This window comes from Streptomyces sp. a15 (assembly GCF_059026085.1).
The window spans coordinates 36,009-51,158 of sequence record NZ_JBWLKM010000025.1 but is presented as its reverse complement, the minus strand read 5'-3'; the positions used below and the strand labels follow the sequence as shown (position 1 = coordinate 51,158).

The window sequence follows — 15,150 nt, the reverse complement described above, 5'->3', positions numbered from 1 at the left end:
CCTCGCCAGGTTGACGGGGCCGCGTTACCTGCAACCGCACGCCGCCAGAGCCGTCGCCGTCCTGTCCAGCGCCGACTGCGCCGCCGCCGGGTCCGTCGTGTTCGACGTGAGGAACGCGAAGGCCAGCAGGTGGCCGTCCTGGTCCACCACCGTTCCCGCCAGCGTGTTCACGCCGGTCAGGGTGCCCGTCTTCGCCCGTACGATCCCTGCCGCGCCGTCCGTGTAACGGCTGGTCAGGGTGCCCGTGAAGCCCGCCACCGGCAGACCGGTGAGGGCGGGGCGGAGTTCCGGGCGGGTGGGGTCGCCGGCCTTCACCAGAAGGGCCGTCAGGAGGTCCGCCGTGAGTCTGTCGTCGCGGTCGAGGCCGCTGCCGTCCTTGAAGGCGGCGCCCGACACGGGCAGTCCGAGTTTCTTCAGCTGGGCGCCGATGGCCCGGCCGGCGCCGTCGAAGTCGGCGCGTTGGCCGGTCGCGACGGCCGTCTGGCGGGCGAGGGCCTCGGCGATGTCGTTGTCGCTGTTGGTGAGCATGCGTTCGACGAGGGCGGAGAGCGGCGGCGAGGAGACCGTGGCGAGGGCCTCGGCGCGGCCGGTGGCCTTGGAGGGGCCGGGGGACGTCGTCTTGATGCCGTTGTCCTTGAGGAAGGCGGCGAACGTACGGGTCGCGTCCGCCGCCGGGTCCGGCACGCGGGGCGCGGGGCCGCTCGCGGAGTCGTCCGTGCGGGCCTCGTCGGCCATCAGGGCGGTGACGAAGGCGAGGTTGTCGTTGACTCCGATGGGATGACGTTCCGGACCGGCGTACAGGGTGGTGTCGTACGAGAGCGTGACCTGGTTGATGTCGCGCTTCTTCAGGGCGGCGGCGGTGTCGTCGGCGAGGGTGCGCAGGCTCGCCCAGCCCTCGGCGTCCTTCCGGGCGGTGAGGGTGGGGTCGCCGCCGCCGACGAGGACCAGTTCGTCGGTGTCGGGTTCGAGGGCGGCGCGGGTGGTGAGGCGGTGGTCGGCGCCCAGGGCGGAGAGGGCGGCGACGGCGGTGGCGATCTTGGTGGTGGAGGCGGGGGTCAGGGCCTCGTCGGCGCCGGTGCCGTAGAGCCGCTTGCCGGTGGCGACGTCGACGACCGCCGCCGTGGAGCGGGCGCCGAGCGCCGGATCCCTCAGGAGGGGGGTCAGGACCTCGGCGAGGGCCGGGCCGGTCGGGGCCCTCTTGACGCCGTTCGTGGCACCGCCGAGGCCGGCGAGGACGGAGGCGGCGCTGGGGGCGGGTCGGGGCGCCCCGCCCGCCGAACCGGACGAGCCGTCGTGATCTGCGCCACCCGTTCGCTCCTGGGCGACCGCCCGGTCCCGCTCCGCCGTACGCTGACCGGTGGAGTCCCAGGGGCCCGCGGCGGTCACCACTGCGGCGGCCAGCGCCAGTCCGGCGGTGGCGGCGCCCGCGGTGTACTGCCAGGTCTTCGGTGTCTTCGGCCTCGTGATCCGCGCGACCTGCGGCTTCGCGGCCCGCGCGATCCGTGCGAGCCTCGGCTTCGCGGCCCGCGCGATCCGTGCGAGCCTCGGCTTCGCGGCCGTCGCGGCCTGTGCCAGACGCGGTCGTACGGCGTCCGCGACCCGCGTCACATGCGGTCTCGCGGCCCGCCAAGGCCTCCGCTCCGGCACGACCACCAGCCCCTTTCGCGATCACACACCTGCGTGAGGGACACTTAACCACCAGAACTATGTGCTGATCATGGAGGAGCCACCGGTGGAGTTCGACGTCACGATCGAGATTCCGAAGGGTTCGCGGAACAAGTACGAGGTGGACCACGAGACCGGTCGGATCCGCCTGGACCGTCGCCTCTTCACCTCGACCAGTTACCCGGCCGACTACGGCTTCGTCGAGAACACCCTCGGCGAGGACGGAGACCCGCTGGACGCCCTGGTCATCCTGGACGAGCCGACCTTCCCGGGCTGCCTCATCCAGTGCCGCGCGATCGGCATGTTCCGTATGACGGACGAGGCCGGCGGCGACGACAAGCTGCTGTGCGTCCCGGCGCACGACCCGCGCGTGGAGCACCTGCGGGACATCCACCACGTGTCGGAGTTCGACCGTCTGGAGATCCAGCACTTCTTCGAGGTCTACAAGGACCTGGAGCCCGGCAAGTCGGTCGAGGGCGCCGACTGGGTGGGCCGCACCGAGGCCGAGGCCGAGATCGAGCGGTCGTACAAGCGCTTCAAGGACCAGGGCGGTCACTGAGCCTGCTGTCGCGAAGGGGCCGCACGCGCACGCGTGCGGCCCCTTCGCGTGTGTGTGCGCATACTGAGGCTTGCTGCACGTGTCGTACAGGGAGCGCTACGGAGTGACGGACGCGGAGGACCGCAAGCCGCGGTCGGACGAGGCCAGGAGCAGGTTCACCGCTCCCACCGGCGTTTGTGGGGATCCGGCCGACTCCTCGACGACATCGGAGTTCGCGGTTCCCGAGGGGCTGGCCGCGCCCAGGGGCGTCGCCACGGAGTCCGAGACCACATCGGAGTTCGCGGTTCCCAAGGGGCTCGGCGTGCCGCAGACGCCCGTGGCGGAGTCCGAGGGGTCGGCGTTCAGCCCGCCGCGCACCTACAGCGCCCAGGACGCTCCGGCCGCGTTCACTCCGGCGACCGGCATTCCCCTGATCAGCCTGACCAAGAACGCGCCCTGGCAGGACCGCATGCGCACGATGCTGCGGATGCCGGTGGCCGAGCGGCCCGCTCCGGAGCCCTTGCAGAAGGTCGAGGAGGAGGGCCCGGCCGTTCCGCGGGTGCTCGACCTGACGCTGCGTATCGGCGAGCTGCTGCTGGCCGGTGGTGAGGGTGCGGAGGACGTGGAGGCGGCGATGTTCGCGGTCTGCCGCTCCTACGGACTGGACCGCTGCGAGCCGAACGTCACCTTCACCCTGCTGTCGATCTCGTACCAGCCGTCCCTGGTGGAGGACCCGGTGACGGCCTCCCGGACGGTCCGCCGCCGCGGCACCGACTACACGCGCCTGGCGGCCGTGTTCCGGCTGGTCGACGACCTCAGCGACCCGGACACGGCGATCTCCCTCGAGGAGGCCTACCGGCGGCTCGCGGAGATCCGGCGCAACCGGCACCCGTATCCCGGCTGGGTGCTGACCTCCGCGAGCGGGCTGCTGGCGGGTGCGGCCTCCGTGCTCGTCGGCGGTGACTACATCGTCTTCGTCGCGGCCGCGCTCGGCGCGATGCTCGGCGACCGGCTGGCGTGGCTGTGCGCGGGGCGCGGGCTGCCGGAGTTCTACCAGTTCACCGTGGCCGCGATGCCGCCGGCCGCGATAGGGATCGCGCTGACCCTCGCGCACGTGGACGTGAAGGCCTCCGCGGTCGTCACCGGTGGACTGTTCGCCCTGCTGCCCGGGCGGGCGCTGGTGGCGGGCGTCCAGGACGGTCTGACCGGCTTCTACATCACCGCCTCCGCGCGCCTGCTGGAGGTCATGTACCTCTTCGTCGGCATTGTCGTCGGCGTGCTGATCATGCTCTACGTGGGTGTGCAGCTCGGCGCCAGCCTCAACCCGGACGCCGCCCTGGGCATCGGCGAGGATCCGCTGTGGCAGATCGGCGCGTCGATGCTGCTGTCCCTGACCTTCGCGGTGCTGCTCCAGCAGGAACGGTCCACCGTGCTGGCGGTGACGCTGAACGGCGGGGTCGCCTGGTCGGTGTACGGCGCGATGCACTACACGGGCGGTCTCTCGCCGGTCGCGTCCACGGCGGTGGCGGCGGGGCTGGTCGGCTTGTTCGGCCAGATGCTGTCCCGGTACCGGTTCGCCTCCGCGCTGCCCTATACGACGGCGGCGATCGGGCCCCTCCTGCCGGGTTCCGCGACGTATTTCGGGCTGTTGTCCATCGCGCAGAACCACGTCGACGAGGGGCTGGTGTCGCTGTCCAAGGCGGCGGCGCTCGCGATGGCCATCGCCATCGGGGTCAATCTCGGGTCGGAGATCTCGCGGCTGTTCCTGCGCTTGCCGGGGGCGGGGAGTGCGGCGGGGCGGCGGGCCGCGAAGCGGACACGCGGGTTCTGAACGCCGGGTGCCTACGAACTCGGGGCCGCACAGCTGCACGGCCCCACGCCACTTGGCTGCCTGTCAGTAACCCTGGTTGTAGGGGTCCTGCTGGTTGTTGCCCTGCTGTGCGCCGTACTGGTCCTGTCCGTAGCCCTGCGGGTACTGCTGGGAGCCCTGCGGGTACTGCTGGGAGCCCTGCGGGTACTGCTGTTGCTGCTGCGAGGGCTGGCCGTAGTACTGGTCGTAGCCGTACTGCTGCTGGCCCTGGTCGCCCTGCCGGCCCTGCTGTCCCTGCTGGCTTTGGTTCCCCTGGTTGCCGTACGGCTGGTCCGTCGGGGGGATGCGGCGGAGTTGGGTCGTCGCGTCGTCCATCGCCGGGGGCTGGTAGGCGGCGACCGGGGCCTGGGCGGCGGCGCGCTTCTTCTTGGAGCGTTCGCGGAGGTACTCGACGATGATCGGGACCACGGAGACGAAGACGATCAGGATGAGGATCGCCTCGATGTTCGTCTTGATGAAGTCGATCTGGCCGAGCCAGTAGCCGGCGACCGTGATGCCGACGCCCCAGGCCACGCCGCCGACGATGTTGTACGTGAGGAACGTGCGGTACTTCATGCGGCCGGCGCCCGCCACGATGGGGGCGAACGTACGCACGATCGGCACGAAGCGGGCCAGGACGATCGCCTTGGGACCGTACTTCTCCATGAACTCGTGGGCCTTCTCCAGGTTCTCCTGTTTGAAGAGCTTGGAGTTGGGACGGCTGAAGAGCCTCGGGCCGAAGTACTTGCCGATCATGTAGCCCACCTGGTCGCCGAGAACGGCGGCGAGCACGATCAGCGTGCAGACCAGCCACAGGGGCTGGCTGATGAAGTTCCCCTCCGCCACAAAGAGTCCCGCCGTGAACAGCAGCGAATCGCCGGGCAGGAACGCGAAGAGCCCGGACTCGGCGAAGACGATCAGCAGGATGCCGGGCAGGCTGAAGGTCTCGATGAGGTAGTCGGGGCTGAGCCACTCGGGGCCGAGCGCGAGCGTGGTCACGGGATTGTGGCTCCTGCTGATGGGGGACGGGCTGAGGCTGGCTGCCCAAAAGTATCAACGCAGCTGTCGTGGCCCAGGTTCCATGGGCGTCCCCAGGATGCACTGTGGTCCGTCTGGGACAAAGCTGTGCACCCTGGGCCAGGGGTTACGAGGTGCGGCGGCTCGCGTTCGCCTTGATCGCATCCCTGAGGTGTTCGGCGAGGCCCGGGCGCATGGAGTCGTAGAACGCCTTGAAGCGCTCGTCGGAGACGTACATCTCGCCGAGGCCCTGGTGGATTTCGTACGAGCATTCATAGAACCACCCGCAGATGTGCTGCCGGTGTTCCTCGGCCAGGTCCATCGCCGCCTGGCCGGTCGGCGGTTCGTCGGCGTCCATCAGGGCGTTGTAGCGCTCGCTCCAGTCGTTGACCTCGGCCTGCATGCGCTGCCAGTCGTCCTTGGTGTAGCGCGCGGCGCGGCGCTGTGTCTCGGCGTACGCCTTGGTGTCGCCCCAGCGCTGTTCGGCTTCCTCGGCGTACTGCTCGGGGTCCTTGTCGCCGAAGACCTCGAACTTCTCCTGTGGTGTGAGGTTCATGCCCATCGTGCGTGCCTCCATGGCGTGTTCCACGGCCGCCGCCATCTTCTGCAGCTTCTCGATCCGGGCGGTCAGCAGGTCGTGCTGGCGGCGCAGGTGCGCGCGCGGGTCCGCGGCCGGGTCGTCGAGCAGGGCGGCGACCTCCTCGAGCGGGAAGCCGAGCTCCCGGTAGAACAGGATCTGCTGCAGCCGGTCGAGGTCGGCGTCGCTGTAGCGCCGGTGGCCCGCGTGGCTGCGCTCGCTCGGGACGAGCAGGCCGATGTCGTCGTAGTGGTGCAGCGTGCGCACCGTCACTCCGGCGAAACCGGCGACCTGTCCCACGGAATAGCTCACTTCGTCCGCTCCCTTCTCGGTACGCACTCCACGGTGGGTCCTCACGTGACGTGAGGTGCAAGCCGGATTTCCCGGATTCCCCGGCCAGGTGCGAGGCGGCGGGCCCAACCGGATCCCTCCGGATGTTCCGCCGGTTTTGTCCGCTTATCGTGAGCCCGTGGCCCAGGACACCGTGCAGCAGGCACCCGCCGCCCCGGCGACCCCGGCGCGCGCCCTGCTGCCGCTGATCCTCCCCGCTCTCGTCGTAGGGGTGGGCGCGAGCCTGCTCTTCGTCGGGGTGAGCGCGGCGGCCGAGGAGCTCCAGGACGTGCTGTGGCAGGACCTGCCGGACGCGCTGGGGATCGGCCGGTACTCCGTGCTGTGGATGCTCGTCGTGCTCACCGCGACGGGCGTGGCGGTCGGGCTGGTGGTGTGGAAGGTGCCCGGGCACGCCGGTCCCGACCCGGCCACCACCGGCCTCGACGCTCCCGTTCTCCCGCCCGCCGTGCTGCCCGGGCTGGTGCTGGCGACCGGGCTGATGCTCGCGGGCGGGCCGAGCCTCGGTCCCGAGAACCCGATCATCGCCGTGAACGTGGGGCTCGCCTTCTGGCTGGGCAGCCGACTGCTCCCCCGGGTTCCAGGCGGCCTGTGGCCGGCGCTGGCGGAGGCGGCGACGATCGGGGCCCTGTTCGGTACGCCGGTGGCAGCGGCGCTGCTCATCTCGGAGGCGCTGGCCGGGAAGCAGCTGAGGGGGGCGCTGTGGGACAACGTCTTCGCGCCGCTGGTCGCCGCCGCGGCGGGCGCCCTGACGACCACCCTGGTGGCCCATCCGACCTTCGATCTGCATCTGCCCGCCATCGGGCGGCCCGGCTGGGGCGACCTGCTGGCGGTGCTGGTGGTCGCGTCGGCGGCGGCGCTGCTCGGCATCGTCGCCGTGTACGCCTTCCCGTACGTCCACGGCGCCTTCGCCCGGCTCGGGCACCCGATGCTGGCCCTTCCGGCGGGCGGGCTCGTGCTGGGCCTGCTGGCGGCCCTGGGCGGGCATCTGACGCTCTTCAAGGGGCTGGACGAGGTCGGCGAGCTGGCCCGCAGCCCCGAGGGCTGGTCGGCGGGCGAGTTCGCGACGATGACGGTGGTGAAGCTGGCCGCGCTGCTCGTCGCCGCGTCCTGCGGCTTCCGGGGCGGGCGGATCTTCCCGGCCGTGTTCGTCGGCGTCGCCTTCGGGCTCGGCGCCCATGCCCTGGTGCCCGCCGTGCACCCGGCGGTCGGTGTCGCCGCGGGTGTCCTCGGGATGCTTCTCGCCATCACCCGGCAGGGTTGGGTGAGCCTGTTCACGGCCGCCGTGCTGGTGGCCTCCCCCGCGATCCTCGCCCTGCTCTGCATCGCCTCCCTGCCCGCCTGGCTCCTGGTGACGGGGCGTCCGCAGATGCAGCTGCGCAAGGACGGAACCCCGGTCGTCTGAACCCGCCGATGAACCCGCCGATGAACCCCCCGATCCCCTGAGGAGACCCGCCCATGCCGCTCCACAAAGGCCCCGAGAAGCCCGACGAGCGTCCCCTGTCCGTCAATCCCTTCTACGGCGAGGCCAACCCGATCGGCGGCATGACCGAGGCCCCGCCCAAGCACCGGCTCCCGGACACTCCCCTGTCGCCCACGACCGCCTACCAGTTGGTCCACGACGAGCTGATGCTGGACGGCAACTCCCGGCTGAACCTCGCCACCTTCGTCTCCACCTGGATGGAACCGCAGGCCGGGGTCCTGATGGACGAGTGCCGGGACAAGAACATGATCGACAAGGACGAGTACCCGCGCACCGCCGAACTGGAGCGGCGCTGCGTGGCCATGCTCGCCGACCTGTGGAACGCGCCCGACCCGGCGGCCGCCGTGGGTTGTTCGACCACCGGGTCGAGCGAGGCGTGCATGCTCGCCGGCATGGCGCTCAAGCGGCGCTGGGCGCAGCGGAACGCCGACCGGTACCCGGCCCGGGACACCCGCCCGAACCTCGTCATGGGCGTCAACGTCCAGGTCTGCTGGGAGAAGTTCTGCAACTTCTGGGAGGTGGAGGCCCGTCAGGTCCCCATGGAGGGCGACCGCTTCCACCTCGACCCACAGGCGGCCGCCGAACTGTGCGACGAGAACACCATCGGCGTCGTCGGCATCCTCGGCTCCACCTTCGACGGCTCCTACGAACCGATCGCCGATCTGTGCGCTGCCCTCGACGCCCTCCAGGAGCGGACCGGCCTCGACATCCCCGTGCACGTCGACGGGGCGTCCGGCGCCATGGTGGCGCCCTTCCTCGACGAGGACCTGGTGTGGGACTTCCGACTGCCGAGGGTCGCCTCCATCAACACCTCGGGCCACAAGTACGGGCTCGTCTACCCGGGGGTCGGCTGGGCCCTGTGGCGTGACAGGGAGGCCCTGCCCGAGGAACTCGTCTTCCGGGTCAACTACCTGGGCGGCGACATGCCGACCTTCGCCCTCAACTTCTCCCGGCCGGGCGCCCAAGTGGTCGCGCAGTACTACACGTTCCTGCGGCTGGGCCGCGAGGGTTTCCGGGCGGTGCAGCAGTCCACGCGGGACGTGGCCCTCGGCATCGCCGAACGCGTGGAGGCGCTCGGCGACTTCCGGCTGCTGACCCGGGGCGACCAGCTGCCGGTGTTCGCCTTCACGACCGCGCCCGGCGTGGACGCGTACGACGTCTTCGACGTGTCCCGGCGGCTGCGTGAGCGGGGCTGGCTGGTGCCCGCATACACCTTCCCGCCCCACCGCGAGGACCTGTCCGTCCTGCGGGTGGTGTGCCGCAACGGGTTCTCGGCCGACCTCGCCGAGCTGTTCGTGGAGGACCTGGGGCGGCTGGTGCCCGAACTGCGCCGACAGCCGCACCCGTTGACCCACGACAAGGAAGCGGCCACGGGTTTCCATCACTGATCCGGCCGTGCGGTGCGCCCCCGTCAGTTCCCGTCGCCCAGGTCGAACGACGTCCAGTGGACCCCGTCGGCGGATATGCGGAAGCTCCCGGCGCCATAGCTGTCGCTCCACAGGTAGCCGAGCGGCGTCGGGGTGACCGAGCCCGCGATTCCCCGGGAGCCGGACCCTGTGAAGGAACGCCCGCCGTCGGTGCTGCGCCAGACGCCTGCCTCGCCGTAGACCGTCAGACTGCCGTCGGAGGCGGCGACCGGGGCGCCGAGTGACGAGCGCGGTTCCACGCCCTTGCGGTGCTTCCAGACCCGCGCCCAGGTGCGGGCGCCGTCGGTGCTGCGGTACAGGGCGAGCAGGCCGTTCTTCACGTCGTCCTCGTCGGGCGGGACGCCCGGCTGGAGCGCGTACAGCACCTTCGACCGCGCGGCGCCGACCACGTGCGCACCCGAGCCGTGCTCCGCCGCCCCCGGCAGCCGGGACAGCCGCCAGCTGCGCCCCCGGTCCTCGCTGACGGCGAGGGCGGGCCGGCCGGAGTGCGGGTGGCTGCCGGAGGCGAAGAGGAGGCTCGCGGCCGGCCCGCGCACGGGACCGCTCTCGGCTTCCCCCGCGACCTCCCCCGCCGGCCGCACCGCGCCCTTCAGGGGAGGCTGGGTCGCCAACGTCCGGTACTCCCCCGTGTCCGGCAGGATCGCGGCCAGGCGGGACCGCTCGCAGCCGTTGCCCTCCGGGTCCGTCCGGAGGCAGTCCTCGACCAGGGCACCCCCCTCGGGCACGACCGGCGTCGCGCCCGAGGGCTCGCTGAAGCCCCGCTTCCAGCTGCGGCCCCCGTCCCCGGTGAACCAGGTGCCGTCCGGCGGCGGCCAGGTGCCCTCGGTGATGAGCGCACGGCCGGGCCCCAGCACGACCAGGCCGGCCGTGATCCCGAGGTTGCCCGTCACGTCCGGCAACGGCGAGCGCCCCAGCCGCCAGGCGCCGGCGCCCCGGTCGAGCACGGCGACTCCCTGCCGGCACCGCGTCTTCTCGCACTCCGCGAACAGCGCGAACCCGCTGCCGTCCGACGCGAAGCCGGTGCCGGCCACGAAGCCGGGCAGGTCCGGCGCGGACGGGACACGAGGGGGCCCGGCGGCCCCCGCGTCCCCTCTCTCGCCCGCACGCGCGTCCGCCCGCCCGTCCTCCGCCCCCGCGTCCACGCAAGCCGTCGCCAACGCCAGCACGCCCAGCGCTGCGGCCACCACCGCCCTGCCCCTGACCCACCTCATGGGACCCCCCCGATCACCACAGATCCACCGGATCCGCCCGGCCGCGATGCACTGTCATTTCTGGTACACCGCTCGCCGCATCCGGGTTCCCACTCCCCCACGACGACTTTTCGGAGCCGCCCTGCCGCCCGCCGCGCCGCCCTGCCGCCCGCCGTGCCGCCCTACCGCCCGCCGCCGTGCCGCCCCGTCGGCACTCCGCCCCTCCGCCCCGCCAACTCTCCGCCCCGCCCTACTTGCTCAACCCCCGGAACCTCCGCACCGCCAACGGAAAGAACACGCCCAGCAGCACCAGCGGCCACACCACCGCCGCCCACACATGCCCCGGCTCCCCGCCCGGCCCGCCGAACAGGTCCCGTACCGCCGTCGCCGTCTGGGACATCGGGTTCCACTCGACCACCGTGCCCAGCCACCCCGGCATGGACTCGGGGGTCGCGATGGCGTTGGAGAGGAAGCCGACCGGCCAGACCAGGATCTGCACGGCCTGCACCAGCTCCGGTTTCCCGGCCACCATCGCCAGGTGGATGCCGATCCACAGCATGGCGAAGCGGAACAGCAGGAGCAGCCCGACGGCTCCGAGGAGGCCGGAGACCCCGCCGTGCGGCCGCCAGCCGATCGCGTACCCGACGCCGATCATCACCGTGAGGCTCACCGCCGACTGGAGCATGTCGGCGGCCGAACGGCCCACCAGCACCGCGCTGTTGGCCATCGGCATGGACCGGAAGCGGTCGATCACGCCTTTGTTGAGGTCCTGCGTGACGGCGAGCATCGTGCCCTCCAGGCCGAAGGCCATGGTGAGTGCGAGCATGCCGGGGACCAGGTAGTCGACGTAGCCTCCTTCGACTTCCCGCCCACCGCCGATGAGGTAACCGAACATCAGCAGCAGCATCACGGGAAAGACCAGGCCGACCACGACCTGCACCGGCTGCCGTGCCCAGTGGGCGAGTTCGCGCCGGGTCATGGTCCAGGAATCGGTCAGTGCGTACGCGCGCGTGGCGTACCGGCTCGTGGCGTATGTGCTCGTACTCGTACTCACGCGGCCTCCTTCACTCCGTGGTCGCCCACTCGCTGGTCGCCCCCTCTGTCGTCGCCGGTGAGGTGCAGGAACACCTCGTCCAGCGTCGGGCGGCGCAGGGCCACGTCCTCCGCCTCGATGCCGGCCTCCTCCAGTGCCCGTACGACACCGGACAGTGCCGCCATGCGGTCGGTGACCGGCGCGCTGAGCAGCCGGCGGTCGGCGTCGACGGACACCTGCGACGCGGCGAGCGGCAAGAGAGCCACCGCCGCGCCCAGTTGGCCCGCGTCCCGCAGGACCACGTCGATCCGGTCGCCCCCGGTCAGCGCCTTCAGTTCGTCCGCCGTGCCGTCGGCGATGACCCGGCCCTGGTCGACGACCGAGATACGGTCGGCGAGCTGGTCGGCCTCTTCCAGGTACTGCGTGGTCAGCAGGACCGTCGTACCGGCACCCACGAGGGAGCGGACCGCGGCCCACACCTCGGCGCGGCCGCGCGGGTCGAGGCCGGTCGTGGGTTCGTCCAGGAAGAGGACCTCCGGGTCGGTGATGAGGGAGGCTGCCAGGTCGAGGCGGCGCCGCATACCGCCGCTGTAGGCGCTGACGGGCTTGCGGCCGGTGTCGGCGAGGCCGAAGCGCTCCAGGAGCTCGCCGGCCCGCACGCGCGCGTGCCGGGCGCCCAGGTGGTACAGCCGGCCGAACATCTCCAGGTTCTGGCGGCCGGACAGCTCCTCGTCGAGGGCCGCGTGCTGGCCGAGCAGTCCGATACGGAAGCGGACCTCCTGGGAGTGGGTCACGAGGTCGTGGCCCACCACCTCCACCCGGCCCGCGTCGGGCCGGAGCAGGGTGGAGAGGATGCGGACCAGGGTCGTCTTGCCCGCGCCGTTCGGCCCGAGCACGCCATGCACCGTCCCTCGCCCGACCCGCAGGTCGAGTCCGTCCAGTGCCTTCTTGTCGCCGTACTTCTTGTGTGCGCCTTCGACGGTGATCGCCGTGTCGGCCACTGCCACTCCCTTGCTCACTCGCCCGCCCACTCGTTAGTCAAACTTGACTACCTCAGCAAAGTATCACCGCGCATCATATTGGTCAAACTTGATTAGCGGGCGTCTCCCGGATGCCGCTCATCCGTCGCGTACGGGTTCTCCTCGCCCTCGGCCAGGATGCCGACGAAGGGTTCGCCCTCACCCGCGAAGGTGTAGGCGCCCCCCTCGATGCGGGCGATCAACCCCTGGGTCCACTCGGCCTCGGCGTCCGCCGTGTGGACCCAGAGGTTCATGATCTCGCCGATGTGGCCGAGTTGCTCCGGGCCCTCTTCGGGCACGTAGTGCTCGGTGACGGCGGAGCGCCACTCCTCGATGCGCCGGATCCGCTCCTTCAGGAGCGCCACGGCCTCGGCGCGCGGCAGCTCCACCATGAAGCCGATGGCCGCCGACTTGAGGTCCATCTTCTGGTCGTACGAGGTCAGCGCCTCGCGCACCAGCCTGAAGCACTCCTCGGTACCGGCCTCGGTGAGCTCGTACTCCGTGCGCGGCGGCCCGCCCGCGGTGGACGGCGCGATCTCGTGCGCGTGCAGCAGACCCTGCTTGGCCATCTGCTTGAGCGCGTGATAGATCGAGCCGGGCTTGGCGTTGGACCACTCGTGCGCGCCCCAGTACTCCAGGTCGTTGCGCACCTGGTAGCCATGGGCCCGGCCGTGCTGGCGCACCGCGCCGAGCACGAGGAGACGGATCGCTGACATGCGGTCCAGATTAGGCCGCCGCGTGGCAGCACCGCGGGTCAGCCCCAGGAGGCGCCCTGCTCCTTGGCCACCAGTTCGAAGGCGGTGGCGCCGTCCAGGGACTCGCGGATGATGTCGGCGTGGCCGGCGTGCCGGGCCGTCTCGCGGATCAGGTGCAGGACCACCCAGCGCATGGAGACGCGCTCGTCCGGCGGGAACCAGGGGTCGTTCGGGAGCGGGAAGGTGTCGTCGAGGCTCGGGACCGAGCGGACGAACGCCTCCGTGTCGGCGGCGACCTTCTCCCAGTACGCCAGCTGCGACTCGACGGTCTCGTCACCCACCAGCTCGAAACACTCGTGCCAGTTCGACTCGTCGCGCTTCACCACCGGCGCCCCGCCCTTCGCGCGGGCCACCCATCCCTGCTCGACCTCGGCGACGTGCTTGAGCAGGCCGGCCAGGGACAGTTCGCTGGCGCTGGGGCTCGACGTGGCCTGCTCGTCCGTCAGCCCGAGCACAGCGCGCCGGATGCCGCCGCGCTGCTCGGCCAGGAAGGAGAGCAGCGCACCGCGCTCGTCGCCCTGCGCCTCGGCTCGCACGTGAGTGACCATGACCGGCCGCCTTTCGTCGGATTCGGGATGTTCCGGGGGTTTCCCCCGACACCGACGAAGCTACGGGCCCTTGCGGTCAGCTTCTGTCCGCAAGGGTCGCGACAGCCGAAGAAACAGCGGCCGGAGAAAGACCGCCGGTGAAACCTAGAACGGGAACCCGCTCCGCCCGTGCTGCACCGAGATCCACTTCAGCGTGGTGAACGAGTCCGCCGTCGAGTCGCCGTTCAGACGGCCGATGCCGGAGTGCTTCTCGCCGCCGAAGGGGACGAGCGGCTCGTCGTGGACCGTGCCGTCGTTCACGTGGAACATGCCGGTGTCGATCTGCTTGGCGAAGTTCACGCCGCGCTCGATGTCACCGGTGTGGACGGCGCCGCTCAGGCCGTACGGGGTGTCGTTGACGATGCGTACGGCCTCCTCCTCGCCGTCGAAGGGGACGAGGAAGACGACCGGGCCGAAGACCTCCTGCTGGAGCAGGGAGGAGCCTGCGGGGACGTCGGTGAGGACGGACGGCTCGACCAGGTTGTCCGTCCTGGTGCCGTGCACGAGCGCCGTGGCACCTTCGGTGATCGCCTGCTCGACGACGCCGGAAAGGGAGTCCGCCTGGGAGGAGTTGATGACCGGGCCGATGATGGTCTCGGGGTCGCGCGGGTCACCGACCTTGAGCGTCTTGACCTTGGCGACGAACTTCTCGGTGAACTCGTCGGCGACCGAACGGTCCACGAGGACACGGTTCGCGGCCATGCAGACCTGGCCCTGGTGGACGAACCGGCTGAAGACCGCCGCGTCGACGGCGTAGTCGATGTCCGCGTCGTCGAGGACCACCAGCGCGCTGTTGCCGCCCAGTTCGAGGACCGAGCGCTTGAAGTTCGCGGCGCAGACGGTGGCGACATGGCGGCCGACCTTGTCGGAGCCGGTGAAGGAGATGACCTTCGGGATCGGGTGCTCGATGAAGGCGTCGCCGATCTCCGCGATGTCCGTGATGACGACGTTGAGCAGACCGCCGGGCAGGCCCGCGTCCTCGAAGATCTTCGCGACCAGGGAGCCGCCGACGATCGGCGTGTTCTGGTGCGGCTTGAGGACCACGGCGTTGCCGAGGGCGAGCGCGGGGGCGACCGACTTGAGCGACAGCAGGAACGGGAAGTTGAAGGGGCTGATCACGCCCACGACGCCGACCGGCACGCGGTAGAGGCGGTTCTCCTTGCCGTCGACCGGCGACGGGATGATCCGGCCCTCGGGGCGCAGCGCCAGGTGGATCGACTCGCGCAGGAACTCCTTGGCGAGGTGGAGCTCGAAGCCGGCCTTCAGCCGGGTGCCGCCGAGCTCGGCGATGATCACCTCGGCGATCTCCTGCTCGCGCTCCTCGACCAGTCTGAGGGCCTTCTCGAAGACGGCGCGGCGCGCGTACGGGTTGGTCTCGGCCCACTTCTTCTGGGCGCGGGCGGCCGCCTGGTACGCCTCGTCGACCTCGTCGACCGTGGCTATCGTGATCGATGCCAGCTTCTCGTCGTCGTACGGGTTGAAGTCGATGATGTCCCAGGAGCCTGTACCCGGGCGCCACTCACCGTCGATGTACTGCTGAGCCAGGTCGGTGAAGTAGGACGACATGTGATCCCCAAATCACTAGCAGACACACGATCAACGTCACGGTCTGATCACACGTCATCGTACTGGCGTCTCAAGCGAGTTGGGCACTCTGGGCAA

General features: G+C 70.9%; 13 protein-coding genes. 4 read left to right on the top strand and 9 right to left on the bottom strand.

Annotated elements, in window-relative coordinates:
* Positions 1-24: 24 nt before the first annotated feature.
* Positions 25-1,608, bottom strand: a complete 1,584-nt coding sequence (dacB, locus tag AC5P09_RS25035) for a D-alanyl-D-alanine carboxypeptidase/D-alanyl-D-alanine endopeptidase (RefSeq protein ID WP_493876025.1) — start codon at positions 1,606-1,608, stop codon at positions 25-27.
* A gap of 124 nt (positions 1,609-1,732) precedes the next feature.
* Here dacB and AC5P09_RS25030 point away from each other — a divergent pair, with 124 nt between their 5' ends.
* Together AC5P09_RS25030 and AC5P09_RS25025 are read left to right on the top strand one after the other, a co-directional pair.
* Positions 1,733-2,224, top strand: a complete 492-nt coding sequence (locus AC5P09_RS25030) for an inorganic diphosphatase (RefSeq protein WP_030599677.1) — start codon at positions 1,733-1,735, stop codon at positions 2,222-2,224.
* Positions 2,225-2,327: 103 nt separating this feature from the next.
* The gene (locus AC5P09_RS25025) at positions 2,328-4,034 is read left to right on the top strand and encodes a threonine/serine exporter family protein (RefSeq protein WP_493876070.1); all 1,707 of its coding nucleotides are present in this window, start codon (positions 2,328-2,330) and stop codon (positions 4,032-4,034) included.
* Between the two features lie 63 nt (positions 4,035-4,097).
* On the opposite strand, the gene AC5P09_RS25020 is transcribed toward AC5P09_RS25025, so the two are convergent.
* Positions 4,098-5,051: a DedA family protein gene (locus AC5P09_RS25020; protein WP_493876024.1), complete on the bottom strand. Its 954-nt coding sequence runs from the start codon at positions 5,049-5,051 to the stop codon at positions 4,098-4,100.
* Positions 5,052-5,196: 145 nt separating this feature from the next.
* Entirely contained in the window at positions 5,197-5,958 is a 762-nt protein-coding gene (locus AC5P09_RS25015; protein WP_493876023.1) for a MerR family transcriptional regulator, read from the bottom strand.
* Between the two features lie 157 nt (positions 5,959-6,115).
* Here AC5P09_RS25015 and AC5P09_RS25010 point away from each other — a divergent pair, with 157 nt between their 5' ends.
* Both AC5P09_RS25010 and gad read left to right on the top strand, forming a co-directional pair.
* On the top strand, positions 6,116-7,399 hold the full coding sequence (locus AC5P09_RS25010; protein WP_493876022.1) for an ion channel protein: 1,284 nt from the start codon (positions 6,116-6,118) through the stop codon (positions 7,397-7,399).
* A gap of 53 nt (positions 7,400-7,452) precedes the next feature.
* On the top strand, positions 7,453-8,865 hold the full coding sequence (gene gad / locus AC5P09_RS25005; protein ID WP_493876021.1) for a glutamate decarboxylase: 1,413 nt from the start codon (positions 7,453-7,455) through the stop codon (positions 8,863-8,865).
* Positions 8,866-8,888: 23 nt separating this feature from the next.
* Here gad and AC5P09_RS25000 read toward each other — a convergent pair whose 3' ends face one another.
* From AC5P09_RS25000 to AC5P09_RS24975, 6 genes are all read right to left on the bottom strand, one after another.
* Complete coding sequence (locus tag AC5P09_RS25000) at positions 8,889-10,115, bottom strand: WD40/YVTN/BNR-like repeat-containing protein (RefSeq protein WP_493876020.1); 1,227 nt, start codon at positions 10,113-10,115, stop codon at positions 8,889-8,891.
* Positions 10,116-10,344: 229 nt separating this feature from the next.
* Entirely contained in the window at positions 10,345-11,073 is a 729-nt protein-coding gene (locus tag AC5P09_RS24995; protein WP_493876069.1) for an ABC transporter permease, read from the bottom strand.
* A gap of 71 nt (positions 11,074-11,144) precedes the next feature.
* Complete coding sequence (locus AC5P09_RS24990; protein ID WP_493876019.1) at positions 11,145-12,128, bottom strand: ATP-binding cassette domain-containing protein; 984 nt, start codon at positions 12,126-12,128, stop codon at positions 11,145-11,147.
* 92 nt (positions 12,129-12,220) lie between these two features.
* A complete protein-coding gene (locus AC5P09_RS24985; protein WP_266435807.1) occupies positions 12,221-12,862 on the bottom strand; it encodes a PadR family transcriptional regulator in 642 nt (213 codons plus the stop codon).
* Positions 12,863-12,900: 38 nt separating this feature from the next.
* Positions 12,901-13,449 carry a DinB family protein gene (locus AC5P09_RS24980; protein ID WP_493876018.1) on the bottom strand — a complete coding sequence of 183 codons (549 nt, stop codon included), beginning with the start codon at positions 13,447-13,449 and terminating at the stop codon, positions 12,901-12,903.
* Positions 13,450-13,593: 144 nt separating this feature from the next.
* Positions 13,594-15,054: an aldehyde dehydrogenase family protein gene (locus AC5P09_RS24975; protein WP_493876017.1), complete on the bottom strand. Its 1,461-nt coding sequence runs from the start codon at positions 15,052-15,054 to the stop codon at positions 13,594-13,596.
* Between the last annotated feature and the right edge of the window lie 96 nt (positions 15,055-15,150).